Annotated in this window: 14 protein-coding genes and 9 tRNA genes; all 23 read left to right on the top strand. The window is 48.1% G+C overall.

Annotation, left to right across the window (positions count from 1 at the left end):
* Positions 1–35 precede the first annotated feature (35 nt).
* The 23 genes from U1I11_RS05395 to recJ all read left to right on the top strand — a co-directional run bounded on the left by U1I11_RS05395 (position 36) and on the right by recJ (position 18,122).
* Positions 36–127: transfer RNA gene (locus U1I11_RS05395), tRNA-Ser, on the top strand.
* Between the two features lie 91 nt (positions 128–218).
* Positions 219–290 (top strand) — tRNA-Glu (locus tag U1I11_RS05400).
* Positions 291–295: 5 nt separating this feature from the next.
* Positions 296–371, top strand: a tRNA-Val gene (locus U1I11_RS05405).
* Positions 372–390: 19 nt separating this feature from the next.
* Positions 391–464: transfer RNA gene (locus tag U1I11_RS05410), tRNA-Met, on the top strand.
* A gap of 7 nt (positions 465–471) precedes the next feature.
* A tRNA-Asp gene (locus U1I11_RS05415) sits at positions 472–547 on the top strand.
* 54 nt (positions 548–601) lie between these two features.
* Positions 602–676, top strand: a tRNA-Gly gene (locus U1I11_RS05420).
* 3 nt (positions 677–679) lie between these two features.
* Positions 680–756 (top strand) — tRNA-Arg (locus U1I11_RS05425).
* A 23-nt stretch (positions 757–779) separates the two neighbouring features.
* Positions 780–859 (top strand) — tRNA-Leu (locus tag U1I11_RS05430).
* 7 nt (positions 860–866) lie between these two features.
* Positions 867–940 (top strand) — tRNA-Pro (locus U1I11_RS05435).
* 351 nt (positions 941–1,291) lie between these two features.
* Complete coding sequence (gene ruvC / locus U1I11_RS05440) at positions 1,292–1,795, top strand: crossover junction endodeoxyribonuclease RuvC (protein WP_322905724.1); 504 nt, start codon at positions 1,292–1,294, stop codon at positions 1,793–1,795.
* Entirely contained in the window at positions 1,792–2,409 is a 618-nt protein-coding gene (gene ruvA / locus U1I11_RS05445; protein WP_322904545.1) for a Holliday junction branch migration protein RuvA, read from the top strand. The genes ruvC and ruvA overlap by 4 nt, the downstream gene beginning before the upstream one ends.
* 475 nt (positions 2,410–2,884) lie before the next feature.
* Complete coding sequence (ruvB, locus tag U1I11_RS05450; protein ID WP_322904547.1) at positions 2,885–3,901, top strand: Holliday junction branch migration DNA helicase RuvB; 1,017 nt, start codon at positions 2,885–2,887, stop codon at positions 3,899–3,901.
* Between the two features lie 1,358 nt (positions 3,902–5,259).
* The gene (locus tag U1I11_RS05455; protein ID WP_322904548.1) at positions 5,260–7,329 is read left to right on the top strand and encodes a SpoIID/LytB domain-containing protein; all 2,070 of its coding nucleotides are present in this window, start codon (positions 5,260–5,262) and stop codon (positions 7,327–7,329) included.
* A gap of 6 nt (positions 7,330–7,335) precedes the next feature.
* Positions 7,336–8,364, top strand: a complete 1,029-nt coding sequence (gene queA, locus U1I11_RS05460; protein WP_322904549.1) for a tRNA preQ1(34) S-adenosylmethionine ribosyltransferase-isomerase QueA — start codon at positions 7,336–7,338, stop codon at positions 8,362–8,364.
* A 180-nt stretch (positions 8,365–8,544) separates the two neighbouring features.
* Positions 8,545–9,684: a tRNA guanosine(34) transglycosylase Tgt gene (gene tgt, locus U1I11_RS05465; protein ID WP_322904551.1), complete on the top strand. Its 1,140-nt coding sequence runs from the start codon at positions 8,545–8,547 to the stop codon at positions 9,682–9,684.
* Between the two features lie 94 nt (positions 9,685–9,778).
* Positions 9,779–10,102, top strand: coding sequence for a preprotein translocase subunit YajC (yajC, locus tag U1I11_RS05470; RefSeq protein WP_322904553.1), 324 nt, complete (start codon positions 9,779–9,781; stop codon positions 10,100–10,102).
* A 136-nt stretch (positions 10,103–10,238) separates the two neighbouring features.
* Positions 10,239–11,606 carry an ArsB/NhaD family transporter gene (locus tag U1I11_RS05475; RefSeq protein ID WP_322904555.1) on the top strand — a complete coding sequence of 456 codons (1,368 nt, stop codon included), beginning with the start codon at positions 10,239–10,241 and terminating at the stop codon, positions 11,604–11,606.
* A 165-nt stretch (positions 11,607–11,771) separates the two neighbouring features.
* Entirely contained in the window at positions 11,772–12,023 is a 252-nt protein-coding gene (locus U1I11_RS05480; RefSeq protein ID WP_322904557.1) for a post-transcriptional regulator, read from the top strand.
* Positions 12,024–12,046: 23 nt separating this feature from the next.
* Complete coding sequence (locus U1I11_RS05485; RefSeq protein WP_322904558.1) at positions 12,047–12,193, top strand: hypothetical protein; 147 nt, start codon at positions 12,047–12,049, stop codon at positions 12,191–12,193.
* 66 nt (positions 12,194–12,259) lie between these two features.
* Positions 12,260–13,750, top strand: coding sequence for a protein translocase subunit SecD (gene secD / locus U1I11_RS05490; RefSeq protein ID WP_322904559.1), 1,491 nt, complete (start codon positions 12,260–12,262; stop codon positions 13,748–13,750).
* A complete protein-coding gene (gene secF, locus U1I11_RS05495; RefSeq protein WP_322904560.1) occupies positions 13,740–14,651 on the top strand; it encodes a protein translocase subunit SecF in 912 nt (303 codons plus the stop codon). Before secD ends, secF begins: the two co-directional genes overlap by 11 nt.
* Before the next feature lie 72 nt (positions 14,652–14,723).
* On the top strand, positions 14,724–15,701 hold the full coding sequence (locus tag U1I11_RS05500) for a cation diffusion facilitator family transporter (protein ID WP_322904562.1): 978 nt from the start codon (positions 14,724–14,726) through the stop codon (positions 15,699–15,701).
* 12 nt (positions 15,702–15,713) lie between these two features.
* On the top strand, positions 15,714–18,122 hold the full coding sequence (recJ, locus tag U1I11_RS05505) for a single-stranded-DNA-specific exonuclease RecJ (RefSeq protein WP_322904563.1): 2,409 nt from the start codon (positions 15,714–15,716) through the stop codon (positions 18,120–18,122).
* Positions 18,123–18,143: the final 21 nt, after the last annotated feature.

An 18,143-nucleotide genomic window follows, 5' to 3' on the forward strand; every position in this document is an offset into this window, starting at 1 on the left:
TGTCACAGGTTCGAGTCCTGTTCGGGGAGCCATATGGAGAGGTGTCCGAGTTGGCCGAAGGAGCACGATTGGAAATCGTGTAGGCGTCACAAGCGTCTCGAGGGTTCGAATCCCTCTCTCTCCGCCAGAAGCCGGTTAATGCTTAATCAATAAAATTGTAAAAATGACTTGCAATTATGTAAGGACTGTGTTAAGATGTTAAAGGATGTTTTGAATGAGGCCCGTTGGTCAAGGGGTTAAGACACCTCCCTTTCACGGAGGTAACAGGGGTTCGAATCCCCTACGGGTCATATATGGAGACTTAGCTCAGCTGGGAGAGCATCTGCCTTACAAGCAGAGGGTCGGGGGTTCGATCCCCTCAGTCTCCACCATAAGAATTTCTTTTGACGACGCGGGGTGGAGCAGTCCGGTAGCTCGTCGGGCTCATAACCCGAAGGTCACAGGTTCAAATCCTGTCCCCGCAATTAAAGTGGAACCGTGGTGTAGGGGTTAACATGCCTGCCTGTCACGCAGGAGATCGCGGGTTCAAATCCCGTCGGTTCCGCCATTTATAACTAGAACGTTTAGTTATATTAATGAATTACCGTTTTACATGCAATATGCGGACGTGGCTCAGCGGTAGAGCATCGCCTTGCCAAGGCGAGGGTCGCGGGTTCGATTCCCGTCGTCCGCTCCATATGCGCCCTTAGCTCAGCTGGATAGAGCGTTTGACTACGAATCAAAAGGTCAGGAGTTCGAATCTCTTAGGGCGCGCCATTTAATTTAAGTTTTTCACACTTGCCGGTGTGGCGGAATTGGCAGACGCGCGCGACTCAAAATCGTGAGGGAAACCGTGGGGGTTCGAGTCCCTTCACCGGCACTTATATCGGGATGTAGCTCAGCTTGGTAGAGCACCTGGTTTGGGACCAGGGGGTCGCATGTTCAAATCGTGTCATCCCGATATGTAAAAGCCATCATTCTTCATGAATGATGGCTTTTTTGATTTATTAACATGCAATTAACAGATTAGAATGTAATTAAAAGTGTGCTATCTAAAATAAGGATTAGTTGGTCTGAACCTTTTTATCGACCTTCACTCATTTGTTGGCCAGGTAGAGAAGACGATTTTCTGATATAATAAAAAAATGATACATATGTTCGCCTATTTCGCTTATTATAGAGAGGAAGCCATTTTGCCATAAATGATGGGAAAATGGTCTGAACGGTGTGATAGTTGTGGTAAAGTGATCACAATTAGCAACGATACGAGCGATGATCGACATTAGGTGGGTTATGTGAGGGAGAGATGGGATTGCGTATTATGGGCATTGACCCCGGAATTGCGATTGTCGGTTTCGGATTTATTGATAAAAATGGCAGTAAGCTAACGCCGGTGCAGTATGGTTGCATTCAAACCGAAGCGCATACACCGGAGGAAGAACGTTTATTACATGTTTACGAAGCTATGATGCAGCTGATCGAGAAATATGAGCCGCAGATGATTGCGTTTGAAAAGTTGTTTTTTAATCGTAACGTGACGACGGCGATGTCGGTTAGTCAGGCGCGAGGTGTCGCTATTTTGGCAGCAGCGCAAAAAGGGTTGCCAGTCGCTGAATATACGCCAATGCAAGTCAAGCAGGCAATTGTTGGTTACGGAAAAGCAGAGAAGCGGCAAGTGCAGGAGATGGTACGTATGTTTCTTAATTTGCAAAAAATACCGAAGCCGGATGATGTTGCTGATGCGCTTGCTGTTGCTGTCTGTCATGCTCATTCCTATGTGTTGAATTCCAAGTTAAATGAGGTATTAAAAAAATGATCGATTTTTTGCGTGGACCTGTAGTTCATTTGGAAAATGAATATGTCGTTATGGATGTGCATGGAGTAGGGTATCGTGTATTTTGTCCAAATCCGTTTGCGATTGCTAAAGCGGAAGGGGATACGATCGTTTATATCCATCATTATGTGCGTGAAGATGCGATTCAGTTGTTTGGCTTTCCGTCCCGTGATGAGCAGAAGCTGTTTCGTAAGTTGATCGAAGTGTCTGGTATTGGGCCGCGTGTTGCGCTCGGTATTTTGAGCGGTGGTAGTCCAGAAGGTGTAATTGCAGCGATTTATCAGGAAAATATTACGTTTTTGACGAAGCTGCCAGGCATTGGCAAAAAGACGGCACAACGTATGATTCTCGATCTAAAGGATAAATTAGATGGTATTGGTGACTCGCTGATGACGACAGGATTGTTTGCGTCTGCGACTGCACCGGCTGTATCAGGCGGGGATGTATGGTCAGAAGTGCGTGAAGGTCTAAAAGTACTTGGTTATACAGATACCGAACTAGATCGTGTCTGGCAAACGCTCAAACATGAAGTATTCCCCGAGGATACGGTGGATGCGGTGATGAAGCGAGCTTTGAAGATGCTGTATACTGGTTAAGCAGAAGCGTACACGCCCTTAGTACCTTGACCGAGATTGATTTGAGTATTGAATCTGTTTTAAGGTCGCATGGATCAGCATTTCAGTACACAATCCAAATTAACATTTAACTTGGTCAAGGTACTAGTAGGATGTCTCAAATGAAAATTGTGTTTAAACGTCCCTAAATCGATTCAGCACCAAGCGATTGTTGGATTGATAAACTGTAAATGTACTTGAGACAGACTACTATTAAATTTTCACAAATGCTACAATTTTTAAAATAGGTAGTTATGCGCACATCGAACTGGACTGTGTCTGGAAGGCGCTCTATTGTGTTTGTAATGGCTTGTCTTAATCTCATTATAGGTATGCGGATTGGATTTTATAGGGATGATCGGCAAGTATAACAGAGTTACAGCTTACTATATAAAAAAATGACTGTGTTAAATTAGGAAATAAACTTGCCGCAGGCAAGCAGAGGGGAGCGATTAAGATGACGGATGACCGCATTATATCGGCTAATTTAATGATGGAAGACCAAGCGGTGGAACTCAGTCTGCGTCCCCGTTACCTTGCGGAATATATCGGACAGAGCCGTGTAAAAGAAAATTTGAAAATCTATATCGAGGCTGCCAAAATGCGTGGTGAAGCACTGGATCATGTGCTGCTGTACGGGCCACCAGGACTCGGTAAAACGACACTTGCGAACATTATTGCCAACGAGCTTGGCGTGAATTTACGTACGACATCCGGCCCGGCGATTGAGCGTCCGGGTGATCTGGCTGCACTGTTGACCAATTTGCAGGACGGAGATGTATTGTTTATCGATGAAATTCACCGTTTGAACCGCTCGGTGGAAGAAGTGTTGTATCCTGCGATGGAGGATTCGGCGCTCGATATTATGATCGGTAAAGGGCCAAGTGCGCGTTCGGTGCGTTTGGATTTGCCTCCATTTACACTGATTGGGGCAACGACGAGAGCGGGGCTGTTGTCGGCACCGTTGCGCGACCGTTTTGGTGTTGTAAGTCGGCTGGAGTTTTATACGGTGGATGAACTTACATTTATCGTCAGTCGTGGCGCGGACATTCTCGGTATTGAGATTTTGGGCGATGCCGCAGAGGAGATCGCTTTGCGTGGGCGCGGCACACCGCGTATTGCCAACCGTTTGCTTAAACGTGTACGCGATTATGCGCAGGTGCGCGGCGATGGCATTATTACGCCTGAAATTGCGCAGGAATCGCTTGATATGTTGCAAGTTGATCCGTGCGGTCTGGATCAGATCGATCATAAAATGCTGGAAGCGATGATTCACAGCTTTCGCGGAGGCCCGGTCGGTTTGGATACGATTGCCGCCACCATCGGTGAAGAAGGACAGACGATCGAAGATGTGTATGAACCTTATTTGCTGCAACTCGGCTTTTTGCAACGTACACCGCGCGGGCGTGTAGTGACACCGAAGGCGTATAGTCATTTAGGTATTCCGATGCCGGAGGATTTGAAGGGGAAATAGATGACACTAGTAGGCTGTCTCAAATGGAAATTGTGTTTGAACGTACCTTAACCGATTCATCATCAAGCAATGGTTAGATGGACAAACCGTCAATGTATTTGAGACAAGCTACTAGTAGGCTGACCGCGTTAAATAAGTAGTTTGCTCGTGCAGAGCAGCGATGTTGTCCTGCTACAATTCCAGTGTATTTTCATAAGATAGAGTGAATGAGATACTGAATTTAAGCTGGTCAGCCTACTAGTAAGATGTCTCAAATAAAAATTGTGTTTAAACGTACCTTAACCTAATCATCACCAAGCGATGATTAGATAGACAAACTGTAAATTCACTGAAGACAAGCTACTAGGTTAGAATGTAGAAGCTATGGATGTATGGACGTACATCTATAGCTTTTTTTGTTGGCTAGGTGTTAGGTTTCGGAATCGATTGTTGCAGTAGAATGACATAATATATGCTGTATCAAAAGCGTCAGTCTAAAAAGCTATTGATGTAGCATAGTAGTAGCTTGTCGCAGATAAATTCACGGTATGCCTAGTTCATAATTACTTGACAATGAACACGTTTAGGTAGGTGCGAACCTGATTTTTAATTGAAACTTGACCGAGATTAATTGGAGTGCTGAATCTGTTTTAAGATCGTATCGATTAGGATTTCAGTACACAATCAAAATTAACATTTAATTTGGTCAAGGTACTAGTAGGCTGTTTTAAGTGAAAATCGTGTTTAAACGCATCTTAATCTGTTCATCAAGCGATAGTTAGATCGATAAACTGTAAATGTACTTAAGACAACCTAATAGTACTCTGACTGCTTTCGATATATAGTTTGCTGTTGCATAGATTCACGCTATCAAAGTATATGCAGCGGATTTAAATCGAACATTGAAAGCAGTCAAAGTAATAGTATCTTAACTGCTTTCAATATTGCCTTTATATCCGAGGGCTCTCCTTATTCATAGCAGAAGCCTGTACAACGGCAAATTATAGATTTAAAGCGGGCAGCCTAATATTCTGAACGTTATTCCGCTTCGGCAGGTAGCAACTTGTTGATTGTTAGTAGCAGCTTAGTATGGCATAGTCACACTATCAGCACAGTCAGCACAGTTTCTGAAAAAATGTTATATTTATATAGCATCGGTCTGACGAAAATGTCGACGAGTGTGAAGATGGAGTATAATTGGGTATGTTGTGATGTTGTGATGTTGTGATGTTGTGATGTTGTGATGTTGTGATGTTGTGATGTTGTGATGTTGTGATGTTGTGATGTTGTGATGTTGTGATGTTGTGATGTTGTGATGTTGTGATGTTGTGAGTCTATCTTTTGCTTGTTCAATCTATTATAAATATTCTGAGGTGTGTATGCGTAAAACAAGTAGCTTTATTTTGGCGGTTGTGATGAGCTGTAGCTTTTTCGGTTATTGTTCGGTGTCTCATGCTAGCGATGGCTCGGTTGAAGGCGACGTGCGGGTCGGTCTGTTTTTTAATGGCGGCAGTACATATACGTCCATCGTGCCGGTGGTGAATGTGAAATCGGCTGGCGATTTGCAGGTGGGGGTTACGCAGGGCGGTACTTTTGATGAGTGGATGGATATCGGCAGTCAGGCGAGTTTTGGTATTGACGGTTACCGGGTAAAAGTGTTGGAAACGCCGAGCTTTGATACGGCAGCAGCGGGCATTAAACTGCTTCAGCCGACGAGTGACAAGCCGATTGTATTTGCCACTTCCAAAGCTGGACAGACGGTGTATCAATTGTACACAGGCATGTACCCATCGGAAGCTACTGCCCAAGCGGCGGCAACGCGTGTTGGCTCGACCGCACGTTCACTGTTGGTTGGGCAAACGCCAACGGTGAAGGGTGGTATGCATCTGTCGGCAGGCAGTTTTGTCAATTTGGCACAAGCGCAAGCGATGCTAACTACAGCGCAGGCGGCTGGGCTGGACGCATATGTCGTGCTAACTGGTAATAGTGCATATCAGGTGTGGATCGGTGAAGAAGCGAATAGTGATGCACTGGCAGCCGTGAAAACAGCAGCGGCGGCAGCGTTACCGACAGCGACGCTGACGACGGTTACGAGTTCCACACCCGCGCTTATTATGCGGCAAAATGTGACGTCTAGTGTGACTAGCCCGTCTCCGGTCGATCATTATATATTGAGCGGCAACAATGCGACGTTGACTGTAAAAGGCAATGCATCCGGTACGCAGGTGACTGAACGCTCTGCGCGAACGTATCGCGGCGATTTTGAGCTAAGCAATTATAACGGACAATTAGCATGGATTAATGTGCTGCCGATGGAGGAATATTTGTACTCGGTCGTTGGTGGTGAAGTGTCAGCTTCATGGCCAGCTGAATCGCTAAAGGCGCAGGCGGTAGCAGCGCGCAGTTATGCTCGTTTTCAAGAGCAAGGTTCCAAATTTAAAATTGCCGATGTAGTTGATACGACGCTCAGCCAAGCCTATAATGGCGTAGGTGCCGAAGATAAGCGCATTACGGCGGCGGTTGATGCTACAGCAGGCGAAGTCATTATGAAAAACGGTAAAGTAGTCGAATCGATCTTTTCCTCCAATGCAGGCGGGACGAGTGCTGACACATCCGAAGTATGGAACAGCGGTGGCAGTGATGTGTTTGTGACGGTCGATTCCAAAACGGATGAAGCGGCGCAGGCTTCGCTGAAAAAGTGGTATCATGTACTGCTCGACAACGGCAGCTCCGGTTATGTGCGTGAAGATAATGTAAAGCTGACCGGAGACAAAACAGCCGCCGGGCTGGACAAACTGACGGTCACTAGCAAAAATACGAATGTACGCAAACTGCCGGTCGTGCAAAACAGCATACAACCGGTAGGTCAGCTTAATCCGGGCGATGAAGCGGTCGTACTGGAAGTGGTACCGGAATCGAACAGTTATCAATGGATGCGTGGGCCGTTCAAATCCGATGAACTGCTGGCGGCATTAAAAGGGAAAACGACGTCTCCATTGCCGGCGACGATTACGTCGATTCAGGTGAGTCAGCGCGGGCCTTCCGGTCGTGTGACCGAGATCAAAGTCAACGGCAGCGTCGTCAAGGTAAAATATCCAGATATGTTCCGTTCCGCATTAAATGGCTTGCCGAGTACGCTATTTGATGTGGTCAGTACGGATAAATATACGGTGATCGGGGCGAGTAATGCACAGGATGAATTGACGGCAGGTGGCACGACATTGCTCGGTGCTTCCGGTAGCGGTGTGGGCAGTTCGAGCACCGTCATTATGAACGGGGACGGCAATGCGCGTGTGACAGAGCCAGGTGGCTTCCTGTTTACCGGGCGCGGTAATGGTCACGGACTTGGCATGTCGCAATGGGGTGCCAAAGGGATGGCGGATCAAGGTGCCGATTACAAGCAAATTTTGGAACATTATTACCATAATGTCGATATTGTGAAGGGATAAATGAACATGAAAGTGGATTTGTATGATTTTGAATTACCCGAGCATCTGATTGCACAGGTGCCGCTTAAAGATCGAACGGCTTCCCGTTTGCTAACGTTAAACAAGCAAACCGGCGAAGTGCGTCACCAGCATTTTGGTGACATTTTGCAAGATGTGAATGAAGGCGATACGCTCATTCTGAACGATACACGGGTCATTCCGGCACGCCTGTTTGGAACGAAAAAGGATACCGGTGCCAAAGCGGAAGTGTTGCTGCTGACGCAATTGGAAGGCGATCGCTGGGAAGCGCTTGTGAAGCCCGGCAAAAAGATTAAAACCGGCGCGGTGATTCAGTTTGGCGATGAGCTGGAAGCGGTCATTGAAGAAGAAGGCGATATGGGCATGAGGGTGCTCACTTTCCGTTATGAAGGCATTTTTCAGGAGATTTTGGATCGGCTTGGTGAGATGCCATTGCCGCCTTACATTAAAGAAACGCTGGATGATCGCGAGCGGTACCAGACGGTATACGCGAAGCATGAAGGCTCGGCAGCCGCGCCAACGGCAGGGCTACATTTTACGACCGAGCTGTTGGAGGCGATTCGTGCCAAAGGTGTGTCGATCGGATTCGTCACGCTGCATGTTGGGCTTGGCACATTCCGTCCGATGAGTGTCGATACGGTTGAAGATCATGTGATGCACCAGGAGTATTATTCATTACCACAAGCAACCGCTGAATTGATCAATACAACGAAGGCGTGTGGCGGGCGGATTATCGCTGTCGGTACGACATCGGCGCGCACATTGGAGACGGTAGCACGTGATTTTGCCGGGCAACCGCTGCAAGCGGCAAGCGGTTGGACACAAATTTTCATTTATCCAGGGCATACGTTTGGTCTGGTAGATGCGATGATTACGAATTTCCATTTGCCCAAATCGACGCTTGTTATGCTAGTGAGTGCGCTGGCTGGACGCGATCATATTATGGCTGCGTATGAGGAAGCGATTCGTGAGCAATACCGCTTTTTTAGTTTTGGCGATGCGATGTTTATTTATTGATATATTCATATAAACATATATTGTGCTAGGCAGGGTAGCTCCGGTATAATAAAATGTCGGGGCTGCCCTTTTTTGGCTGCCTGTGCAAAATGAGCTATTGTGATGTAACGGTACTCCAGTGAACAGCGTCCGGGTGGACGTGAACGAATATTTTAATGCAGAAAGAAGAGAATACATGTGATGTCTGGACCTATTCGATACGAACATATTAAAACGTGTAAGCAGTCCGGGGCGAGACTGGGCCGTGTGCATACGCCGCACGGTGTGATTGAAACGCCTGCTTTTATGCCTGTCGGTACACAGGCAACGGTAAAAACGATGAGCCCTGAAGAATTAAAAGAGATGGATGCGCATATTATTTTGAGCAATACGTATCATCTGTTTTTGCGCCCTGGTCATGATTTGATCAAAGAAGCGGGTGGGCTGCACAAATTTATGAACTGGGATCGCCCGATTTTGACGGACAGTGGCGGATTTCAGGTATTTAGCTTGAGCGAAATGCGTAAAATTAGTGAGGAAGGCGTACATTTTCGTTCCCATTTAAATGGTGATAAGCTGTTTTTGTCACCAGAAGTAGCAATGGAAATTCAAAATGCGCTCGGTTCCGATATTATGATGGCGTTTGACGAGTGCCCTCCTTATCCGGCGGAATACGAATATGTCAAAAAATCGCTGGAACGTACGACGCGCTGGGCAGAGCGTTGCCTCGAAAGTCATGCTCGCTCACATGATCAAGGTTTGTTTGCGATTGTGCAAGGTGGGATGCATGAAGATTTGCGTAAACAGAGTGCACTTGATTTGACTTCAATGGATTTCCCGGGGTATGCTATTGGTGGACTGAGCGTTGGCGAGCCGAAGCATTTGATGTATCAAGCGCTCGAGTATACGCTGCCGTATTTGCCGACAAACAAGCCGCGTTATTTAATGGGTGTTGGCTCACCGGATGCGCTGATTGAAGGGGCGATTCGTGGTGTCGATATGTTCGATTGTGTATTGCCAACACGTATTGCGCGTAACGGTACAACGATGACGAGTCAAGGACGTGTAGTCGTGCGTAATGCACAGTATGCGCGTGATTTTGGCCCGCTTGATCCGAATTGTGATTGTTACACATGCCGTAATTACTCGCGTGCGTATTTGCGTCATTTGATCAAAGCGGATGAAACATTCGGTCTGCGTTTGACGACGTACCACAACCTGCATTTCCTGCTGCATCTGATGCGTGGTGTGCGTCAGGCGATTATGGAAGACCGTCTGCTTGATTTCCGTGATGAGTTTTTCACGCAGTATGGATTGCATGGCAATGACAAAGGTTTTTGATTGCTGCTTGTTTTTGAAGCGGTATCCATGACAGAAACACAACGGAGTCCGGGTGACCGGCTTCCGGTTTATATTTTGATAAGGGGGAAACACCATGTTTAATGTAGCGAGTGCTGCAGGCGGTTCCGGTAATATGTTAATGACGATTTTGCCATTTGTACTGATGTTTGTTGTATTTTATTTTCTGCTGATTCGTCCGCAGCAAAAGAAACAAAAGCAGCGTAACCAGATGCTTAATGCGCTGGGCAAAGGCGATAAAGTCGTAACGATTGGCGGTCTGCACGGTACAATCGTCGAAATGACGGATGATATCGTCGTGCTGCGTGTAAATGATGTGACTAAGCTGACTTTTGACCGTTCGGCAATTAGCCATGCATCGGCAAAAGAAAGCGCGCAGGCGAGCGTGAGCAAAGCCTAATCCCCACAGCGGCTTTTGCCGAGTGGAAGCAAAGCGGTACAGCTTTGAAGATGTAGGATGATGAACGGACTGCGCTGCTGGCGCAGTCCGTTTGCTTTTGTGCCCTTTATCGATGATACAATGTAGTTACATAGGAATGGCTGAAGGGCATGTGAAAGGGGAATGGATGCAAATGACAGCGGATATGATGAGCTGGCAGCCGACGATTGCGCTCTTGATTTTTCTAATTGCGTATGCGATTTGGATGACGGAGCAGTGGAATCGAGCGCTGGTGGCGCTTGTCGCAGCAATGCTATTTTTGCTGCTTGGCATCGTGCAGTGGAGCGGGGCGATTCGAATCGATATCAACTGGGACACATTGCTGTTATGGGCGGGATTGATGGTAATGGCGGCGGTGCTAGGACGCACCGGCTGGATTGAGCATATAGCGGTGCTGTTCATCCGGCATAGCGGCAGACGTCCGGCATTGGTGTATTTGTATTTGATGCTAGTTGCTGGTGTTGGAGCGGCACTGCTTGATCCGGTAACGATGATGTTGTTGCTTGTGCCTATTATCCTTGCGGTTGCTGGCGCGTTTCGACTGTCTGCCATACCGTTATTAATCGGTGCGGTACTGGCGACGAATATCGGCGGTACAGCAACATTGATCGGACAACCGGTCAATATGTGGCTTGGAACGGCGAATCGTCAGCTTGATTTTACCGCCTTTATTACAGCGCTCGGTCCGCTCGTGCTCGTGCTGTTTGTGCTCAATATCGGACTCGTCTGGTTATGTTATTGTAAAACATTGCGCTTTCAGCCATCCGTATTACAGCCGGATGCACTAGCGATGTTAAAGTCGGATAAGGTAGGAACGAAACGCTCGCTTGCCCTGCGAGCTGTCGTGCCGGTGCTGTTCGTGCTCATCATTGTTGCGCTGGCGCTCGCTCCACATCTAGGATGGACGCCTGGTACGGTTGCGGCAGGTGGAGCGGTGTTGTTGCTGCTTGCCGGCAAGTTTAGCGGTGGCATTCGTCCGCTGGCTGTACTGAAGCAACTGGAATGGGATACATTGCTGTTTTTTGTAGGGTTATTCATTATAGTCGGTGGGCTGGCACATACAGGTTGGATTGCTGCTGGAGCGACCTATTTGATCGAGCTAACCGATGGCAATATACAGTTGGTTGCTATGATCGTATTATGGGTAACAGGTTTATTATCGGCTGCGATGGAGCATATGCCACTCGTGGCAACGATGATTCCACTGTTGCAAGAAACCGGGCAACAGATGGAGGCAAGTTCGCCTGCATTGCTGAATCCGTTATGGTGGTCGTTGGCGCTTGGGGCAGGCATTGGCAGCAGCGGCACATTGCTTGGCTCGGCAGCAGGCTTAATTGCGGCGTCGATGGCGGAGCGATCAGGAGAGAAGCTGCGGTATGTGGAGTTTTTGCGTATTACTTTGCCGCTTACTTTATTGTCGCTGTTGTTATCGTCATTGTATGTGTTGTATGTGCTGATGCCGTAAGTGCGCCCGATTCTGCATTTTTATATGTAAAGTTTATGTAAAAAGCAGGAATGAACGCCTGCGCTGCCGAAATGTATAAAGCGTATTATGTGCTGGACAGATCATCCGGCGGCGGTTATGTGAGCAGGGCAGGCTATGAAGTTAAAAGGAAGGTAGCTGGTAGACATGGATGAACTGAACAACGCAGAACTGACCGAGCTAATCGAATCGTTATGCCAGAGCAAAATCGAAGAGTTTAAAATGCTCGGATATGAGCAGATGACCTCGGAAGAATTATGGGATTGCCTGAACAGCAAATATGCAAAACAAGGAATGCCCCGATTGTATGAGCTGGTAAATGATATTTTGTCGATGAAACCGAATCAGTTAATGCACTACCTAACGATGTCTTCGTACAAAGAAGCAGACATGCGGTAATTGGATTGCCGGGGGAACGAAATATGGATGCCCACATGCAGCAATCGATGTACAGCCTGCCCGAAATTTCCACATACCATTTGCAAAACGATCGTCTTCATTGGACCAATGAAAAGCTGGTGCCGGTGTTTTACTGGTATCAGCTTGTTTGTTTTGCCGACCACCGGTAAATTGACTGTCATTTGTCGCATCGCTATAATAGGAATATTGAGAATGAAAGGGGAACCACACACGGGATGAAAAGACTCATCAGCTTCGTAGTCGTAATACTCGTCGTGGCCGGTGTGATCGGCGCAACGACACCGCTGTTTAAGGACATCCGTTTAGGCTTGGACCTTAAGGGCGGTTTTGAAATTTTGTATCAGGCTACGCCAATGACGCAGGGGGAAGCAGTCACCAGGGAATCCCTGATTCAGACTGCGCAAAGTTTGGAACAGCGTGCAAACGCACTGGGTACAAGTGAGCCCGAAATCACTACAGAAGGAAGTGACCGGATTCGCCTTCGGATCGCTGGCGTAACGGATGAAGCTACCGTTCGTAAAACGATGAAAGAACCGGCTGAACTTACATTCCGCAGTATGTCGGGATGTCCTGTCGATTCTTCCGGCACTAGCTCCAACGACAAACAAACGTCCACGGAAAAAAGTACCGACAAAAGTGGGGCAAAAAGCACGGATGCAACTAGCAAATCTAACGGAACGACTGAAAGCAAATCCGGTTCCGATGAAAATGCCGTGTCTGCACAAACGGCAGGCTCTCCAGAAGAAATCCAGGTAACGCCATCGACAGGGGAGCAATCCGTTCCTTCTACTCCGAATGCCGCTGCCAATGAAGACCCGCTCAAAGTATACTGTAAAGTGGAATTGACGGGTAATGATTTCAAGGAAAATGGTGCCTCGGTTCAATATAACCAATTGAACCAGCCTGAAATCGTCATTCAAGTGAAAGATGCCAAAAAGTTCGCAGAGATTACAAAACGTCTGATCAGACAGCCACTGGCTATCTTTTTGAATGACAAACTGCTGTCTGCACCAAGAGTAGATGATGAAATTACAGATGGAACAGCTACAATCAGAGGTAACTATACCCCACAGGAAGCACAACAGCTTAAAGATCAGATCAATCTCGGCGCATTACCGCTGAAGCTGACTGAAATTTATTCGCAGAGTGTTGGCGCATCACTAGGACAGCAATCATTGCATGATACACTGCGTGCCGGTATTATTGCATCGATCGTAATTTTGCTGTTTATGGTATTTGTTTATCGTGTACCTGGTTTGATCTCTGCTTTTTCGATCATCGTGTACATTTGGCTTACACTAATGATCTTTATCGCAGGTAGCTTTACGCTAACATTGCCGGGCATTGCCGCCTTTATACTCGGGGTCGGGATGGCGGTCGATGCGAATATTATTACCTTTGAACGGATCAAAGATGAGATTCGCAACGGTAAAAGTATGTCGTCCGCGTTTAAAGCGGGTAGCCGTAGCTCGTTCGGTACGGTTATGGATGCCAACTTGACGACGATCATTGCGGCAGCGGTTATGTTTGGTCTCGGTACAGGTGCAGTACGCGGTTTTGCTTTGGTACTGATTTTTAACATTCTCGTTAGTATCGCAAGTAACGTGTTCTTCTCCCGCTATCTGTTGTCCCTGCTCATTCAAGGGAAACTGGTCGACAAACCGGAGTATTTCGGTGTAAAGGAGAGTGAACGCAGTGCGCTTTAAGTGGGACTATGATTTCGTCAAATTAAGCAAGTATTTCTATACATTCTCCATTGTGGTGACGATTGCTGGTATTATTTCGCTTGCTGTGTTTGGTTTGAATTATGGCGTTGATTTTCGGTCTGGTTCCAATGTGGATATTACATTGACTAAACCAGTGACGGAGCAGCAAGTAACGCCAGTTCTAAACAAGCTCGATTTTGGCGATAAAGCGGATATTAGTACAGGTAGTGCGGATCGTATGTCGATTCGGTTTGAAAATGTATTGACTGATACGCAGGAGGCTGCGCTCAAACAGGCATTCACCAAAGATTTGGATAGTGGCGCTTCGTTCCAGGTGGATACGGTTGACCCGACGATTGCCAAAGAGCTGGAACGCAATGCGATCTATGCGGTGCTGCTCGCCAGCATCGGGATTATCATTTATGTGACGATTCGCTTTGAATGGCGGTTTGCGGTCGCTTCGGTTGTGGCGTTGCTGCACGATGCGTTTCTCGTCATCTCGGTCTTCTCCATTTTCCGTTTGGAAGTGGACTTGACCTTTATTACGGCGGTATTGACCATTATCGGTTATTCTTTGAACGATACGATCGTTATCTTTGACCGTATTCGTGAAAATCTGCGTTTTGCCAAACAGAAAAAAGGTGCCGATATGGCTACGATCGTAAACAAAAGTATTTCTCAGACGATGACCCGTTCCTTGAATACAGTATTGACCGTTTTTATCGCGTGTCTGTTCCTGTTCATTCTGGGCAGTGAGTCGATTCGGATGTTCTCACTGGCGATGATGATCGGTCTGGCGTTCGGAGCTTATTCTTCGATCTTTATCGCAAGTCCGCTCTGGCTCGTACTGAAAAACAAACAAAAGCCAAAAGCAAAAACACCGTCGAAGACGACGGCATAATCTTGCAAGTTGTCAACTGTGAAGCCGCGTCCTGTTATTGACGCGGCTTCCGTTTGTGTTAGGAGGAAAGCAATGGAAAATAAGCCGATCCGGCAACAGGAGCATGGATTATGGACATCGGTGCTGACAGGTTTCGTTTTGGCAATTGTAAAAGGCATTGCTGGTTATATCGCGATGAACAAAGCGCTGATTGGCGATGCGCTGTATACCGCTTCGGCAGCGGCGAGCGTACTCGCTGACAGGCTGCTGCGACGCAATCGTATTGCTGACGGTGGTAATAGGCTGCTGTCCGAGCCGCGTATCACAACAGGTGTAGGTTCGTCATTTGCGCAGATGATTATTACGGTCTTGCTGCTGTTAGGTGGGCTGGAAATCGCGATTGCCGCTGTGCGTGATCTGATGGCAGATGCCCAGCCCGACCCGAAGCCGTTTGCGATTGTGCTCGTCTTTTTGGCGATGGCGGTCAATGAAGCGGTATTTCGTTACCGATATCGTTATCTATCGAAGCGGAAAAGCAGCAAACTGGATGATATTATCGATACGCATCGTTATTCGCTCTACTCGTCGATTGTCGTATTGGCAGGCATGCTTGGCACGATTGCCGCATTGGAGCTGAATCAAGATCGGCTCTATTATGTACAACCGATCTCCGCTTTGATCGTAGCGGCGATTTTGTGGCGTCAAGGCTATCGGTTGGCACGGCAGTCCATTTACGGACGGCTCGTACGGACGATGGAGCAGCAAGATGCGAGCGATTATATGGACACCGTGCAGCGGGTGCGTGGTGTAATTGCGGTAGAGCAGTTGCAGGCGCAAGAGCATGAGCAAGGCGTGCAAATCGAGCTAGTGCTGGCGGTAAATCCGCATATTACAGTGCTAGCGGCGGCGGAGATTGCCGAGTATGCGCGTAATTTGCTATTGCACCGCTTTGCCCATGTAAGCCGTGTGCATGTACATACGGTCCCTTATACAGGCGGTTACCCGTACAAATCGAATGATGACTGGACATCGCCTTCGGATCGTTCGTCTGGCGATGGCATGCTTCACTGAAGGAGGAACACGATGATTCATTCACAATATCACTGGAATATTAAACAGCCGGATACCGTCGCTGCACAACAGCTTAGCCGCGAACTGGACATCGCGCCGTTGACGGCAGCGCTGCTAAGTGGACGCGGATATACAACCTCTACAGCAGCGGGTACTTTTTTGCAGGGCAGTTCCGGTATAAGCTATGATCCGTTTTTGTTGGCAGGGATGCAGGCAGCGGTGGATCGGATTCGGCTGGCACTGGAACGGAGCGAGAAAATATGGGTGTATGGCGATTATGATGCCGACGGTGTATCCAGCACATCGCTTATGATTCAATTGCTGCGTGTGCTAAAGGCTGATTTTGACATTTACATTCCACATCGTGCCAAAGAAGGCTACGGGTTGCACAATCATGCGCTTGATCTTGCTCAGCAGCAGGGCGTAACGCTGATCGTAACGGTGGATACGGGCATTAGCGCAGTAGAACAGATCGCCTACGCAACAGAGCTAGGGATCGATGTTGTCGTAACCGATCATCATGAACCGCCTGACGAGCTGCCACAGGCGATAGCGCTCGTCAATCCGAAGCTGCCATACTGTCCGTATCCGTTTAAAGGGCTGGCTGGTGTAGGTGTCGCCTACAAGTTGGCACAGGCGCTGCTTGATAATGTGCCGGATGCGTGGCTTGAAATTGTAGCGATTGGCACCGTTGCCGATCTGATGCCGCTGCAAGATGAAAATCGGCGTATGGTCAGCATCGGCGTAGAGCAAATGAAACAAAGCGCATTTCCCGGTGTACATGCACTGCTGAATATCGCTGCGATTGATCCGGCGCAGGTGACGGCGACGCATATTGCATTTGCGATGGCACCGCGCATCAATGCGAGCGGACGGATGGAACATGCCCGTCGAGCGGTAGAATTGTTAACGACGACCGATATGGGATTAGCTGACCGGATTGCCTTTGAGCTTGATCAACTGAACAAGCAGCGTCAAGAGCTAGTTAACCGGATGGTACAGGAAGCGGTAGCGCTACTGGAAGCAGAGCGTGATCAGCATCAACGTGGTGTGCCGGATGTGATTGTGATCGCTGGCGAAGGCTGGAATCCGGGCGTGGTCGGTATTGTGGCGTCTAAGTTGTTAGATCGCTATTACCGCCCAACGATCGTGCTCGGCATCGATCCCGCTACCGGCATGGGCAAAGGATCGGCGCGCTCGATTCCGGGTTATGACATTTACCGGGCATTGGTCGATTGTGCGGATGTGCTAGATCATTTTGGTGGTCATCCGTCTGCAGCCGGAATGAGTTTGCATCGAGATCAACTGGAAGCATTCCGCAGCCGATTGAACGAGCGTGCGGCACAGTTATTGACCGCAGCCGAGCTTGTACCACAGACGGAAGCCGATTGTGAATGTACGCTCGATCAGCTTACGTTGGAGGCGGTGGAGGAGCTGGAACGGCTCGCTCCATTTGGGATGAACAATCCGCTGCCCAAGATCGTGCTGCGCGGTGCCACACTGACCGAAGCGCGTACGATCGGCAAAAGCTCGGATCATCTTCGGCTAGTCGTCGAGCAGGATGGCACCGTGCTTGAAGGCGTTGCTTTTGGCAAAGGCGAGCTGGCTGCGCTGCTCAGCCCAGGCGATCGTATCGATATACTGGCGGAGACGAGCATCAACGAATGGCGCGGTGTGCGCAAGCCACAATTGATGGTGCAGGATATCGCCGTGCCCGGCTTGCAAGTGTGGGATCGCCGTGGTGCTGCTGACTGGACGCATGATCTGACGACGATTCAGACGAAATGGTCACGTTATATGGCGACTGCAATCGGACAAATCGGTGTGTTGGGCGACGCAAAACGGATCGAAACTTTAAAAAGCCAATTGTCGGATGTATCCCTTTGGGGTTATGATAGACAAGTTGATATTGCGGCTTGCAATCATGTCTCCATACAGTATGGGGCAGAAGCCATACGCACATTATGTCTGTTATCATTACCAGCACATATCGAACAATTGAACGGTATTTTTGCACGCTTTACAGCGCTGGAAAATATCGTGCTGCTGCATGACCTGCCAAACCGTCAGGAGCGTTTGCAAATTCCCGATCGGGAACGTTTTAAGCTCATCTACGGCTGGCTCGCCAAAAGCAGTGCTGAGATCGCTGAGGAACAGAAGCTAATCCCGTATTTGAGTCAAAAAACATCCAGCTCGGTACGCATGGTGCAAATGATGCTGGACGTATTCGAGGAGCTAGGCTTCATCGTGCGTCACAATGGACGCATTCAGATGAACAACACACCCGACAAACGTCCGCTCGACAGCTCGCGCCTGTACCGGGAGCTTGGCGAACTGGCTGAAATGGAATATATGTTATGTGAAAGTGATCTGCCACAATTGACTTCATGGATGATTGCCCGTATGCAAGGCGTATCATAAACGCTAACTTTTAGGAGGAGA

The organism is Paenibacillus campi, assembly GCF_034659835.1.
GTDB classification, from domain to species: Bacteria; Bacillota; Bacilli; order Paenibacillales; family Paenibacillaceae; genus Saccharibacillus; species Saccharibacillus campi.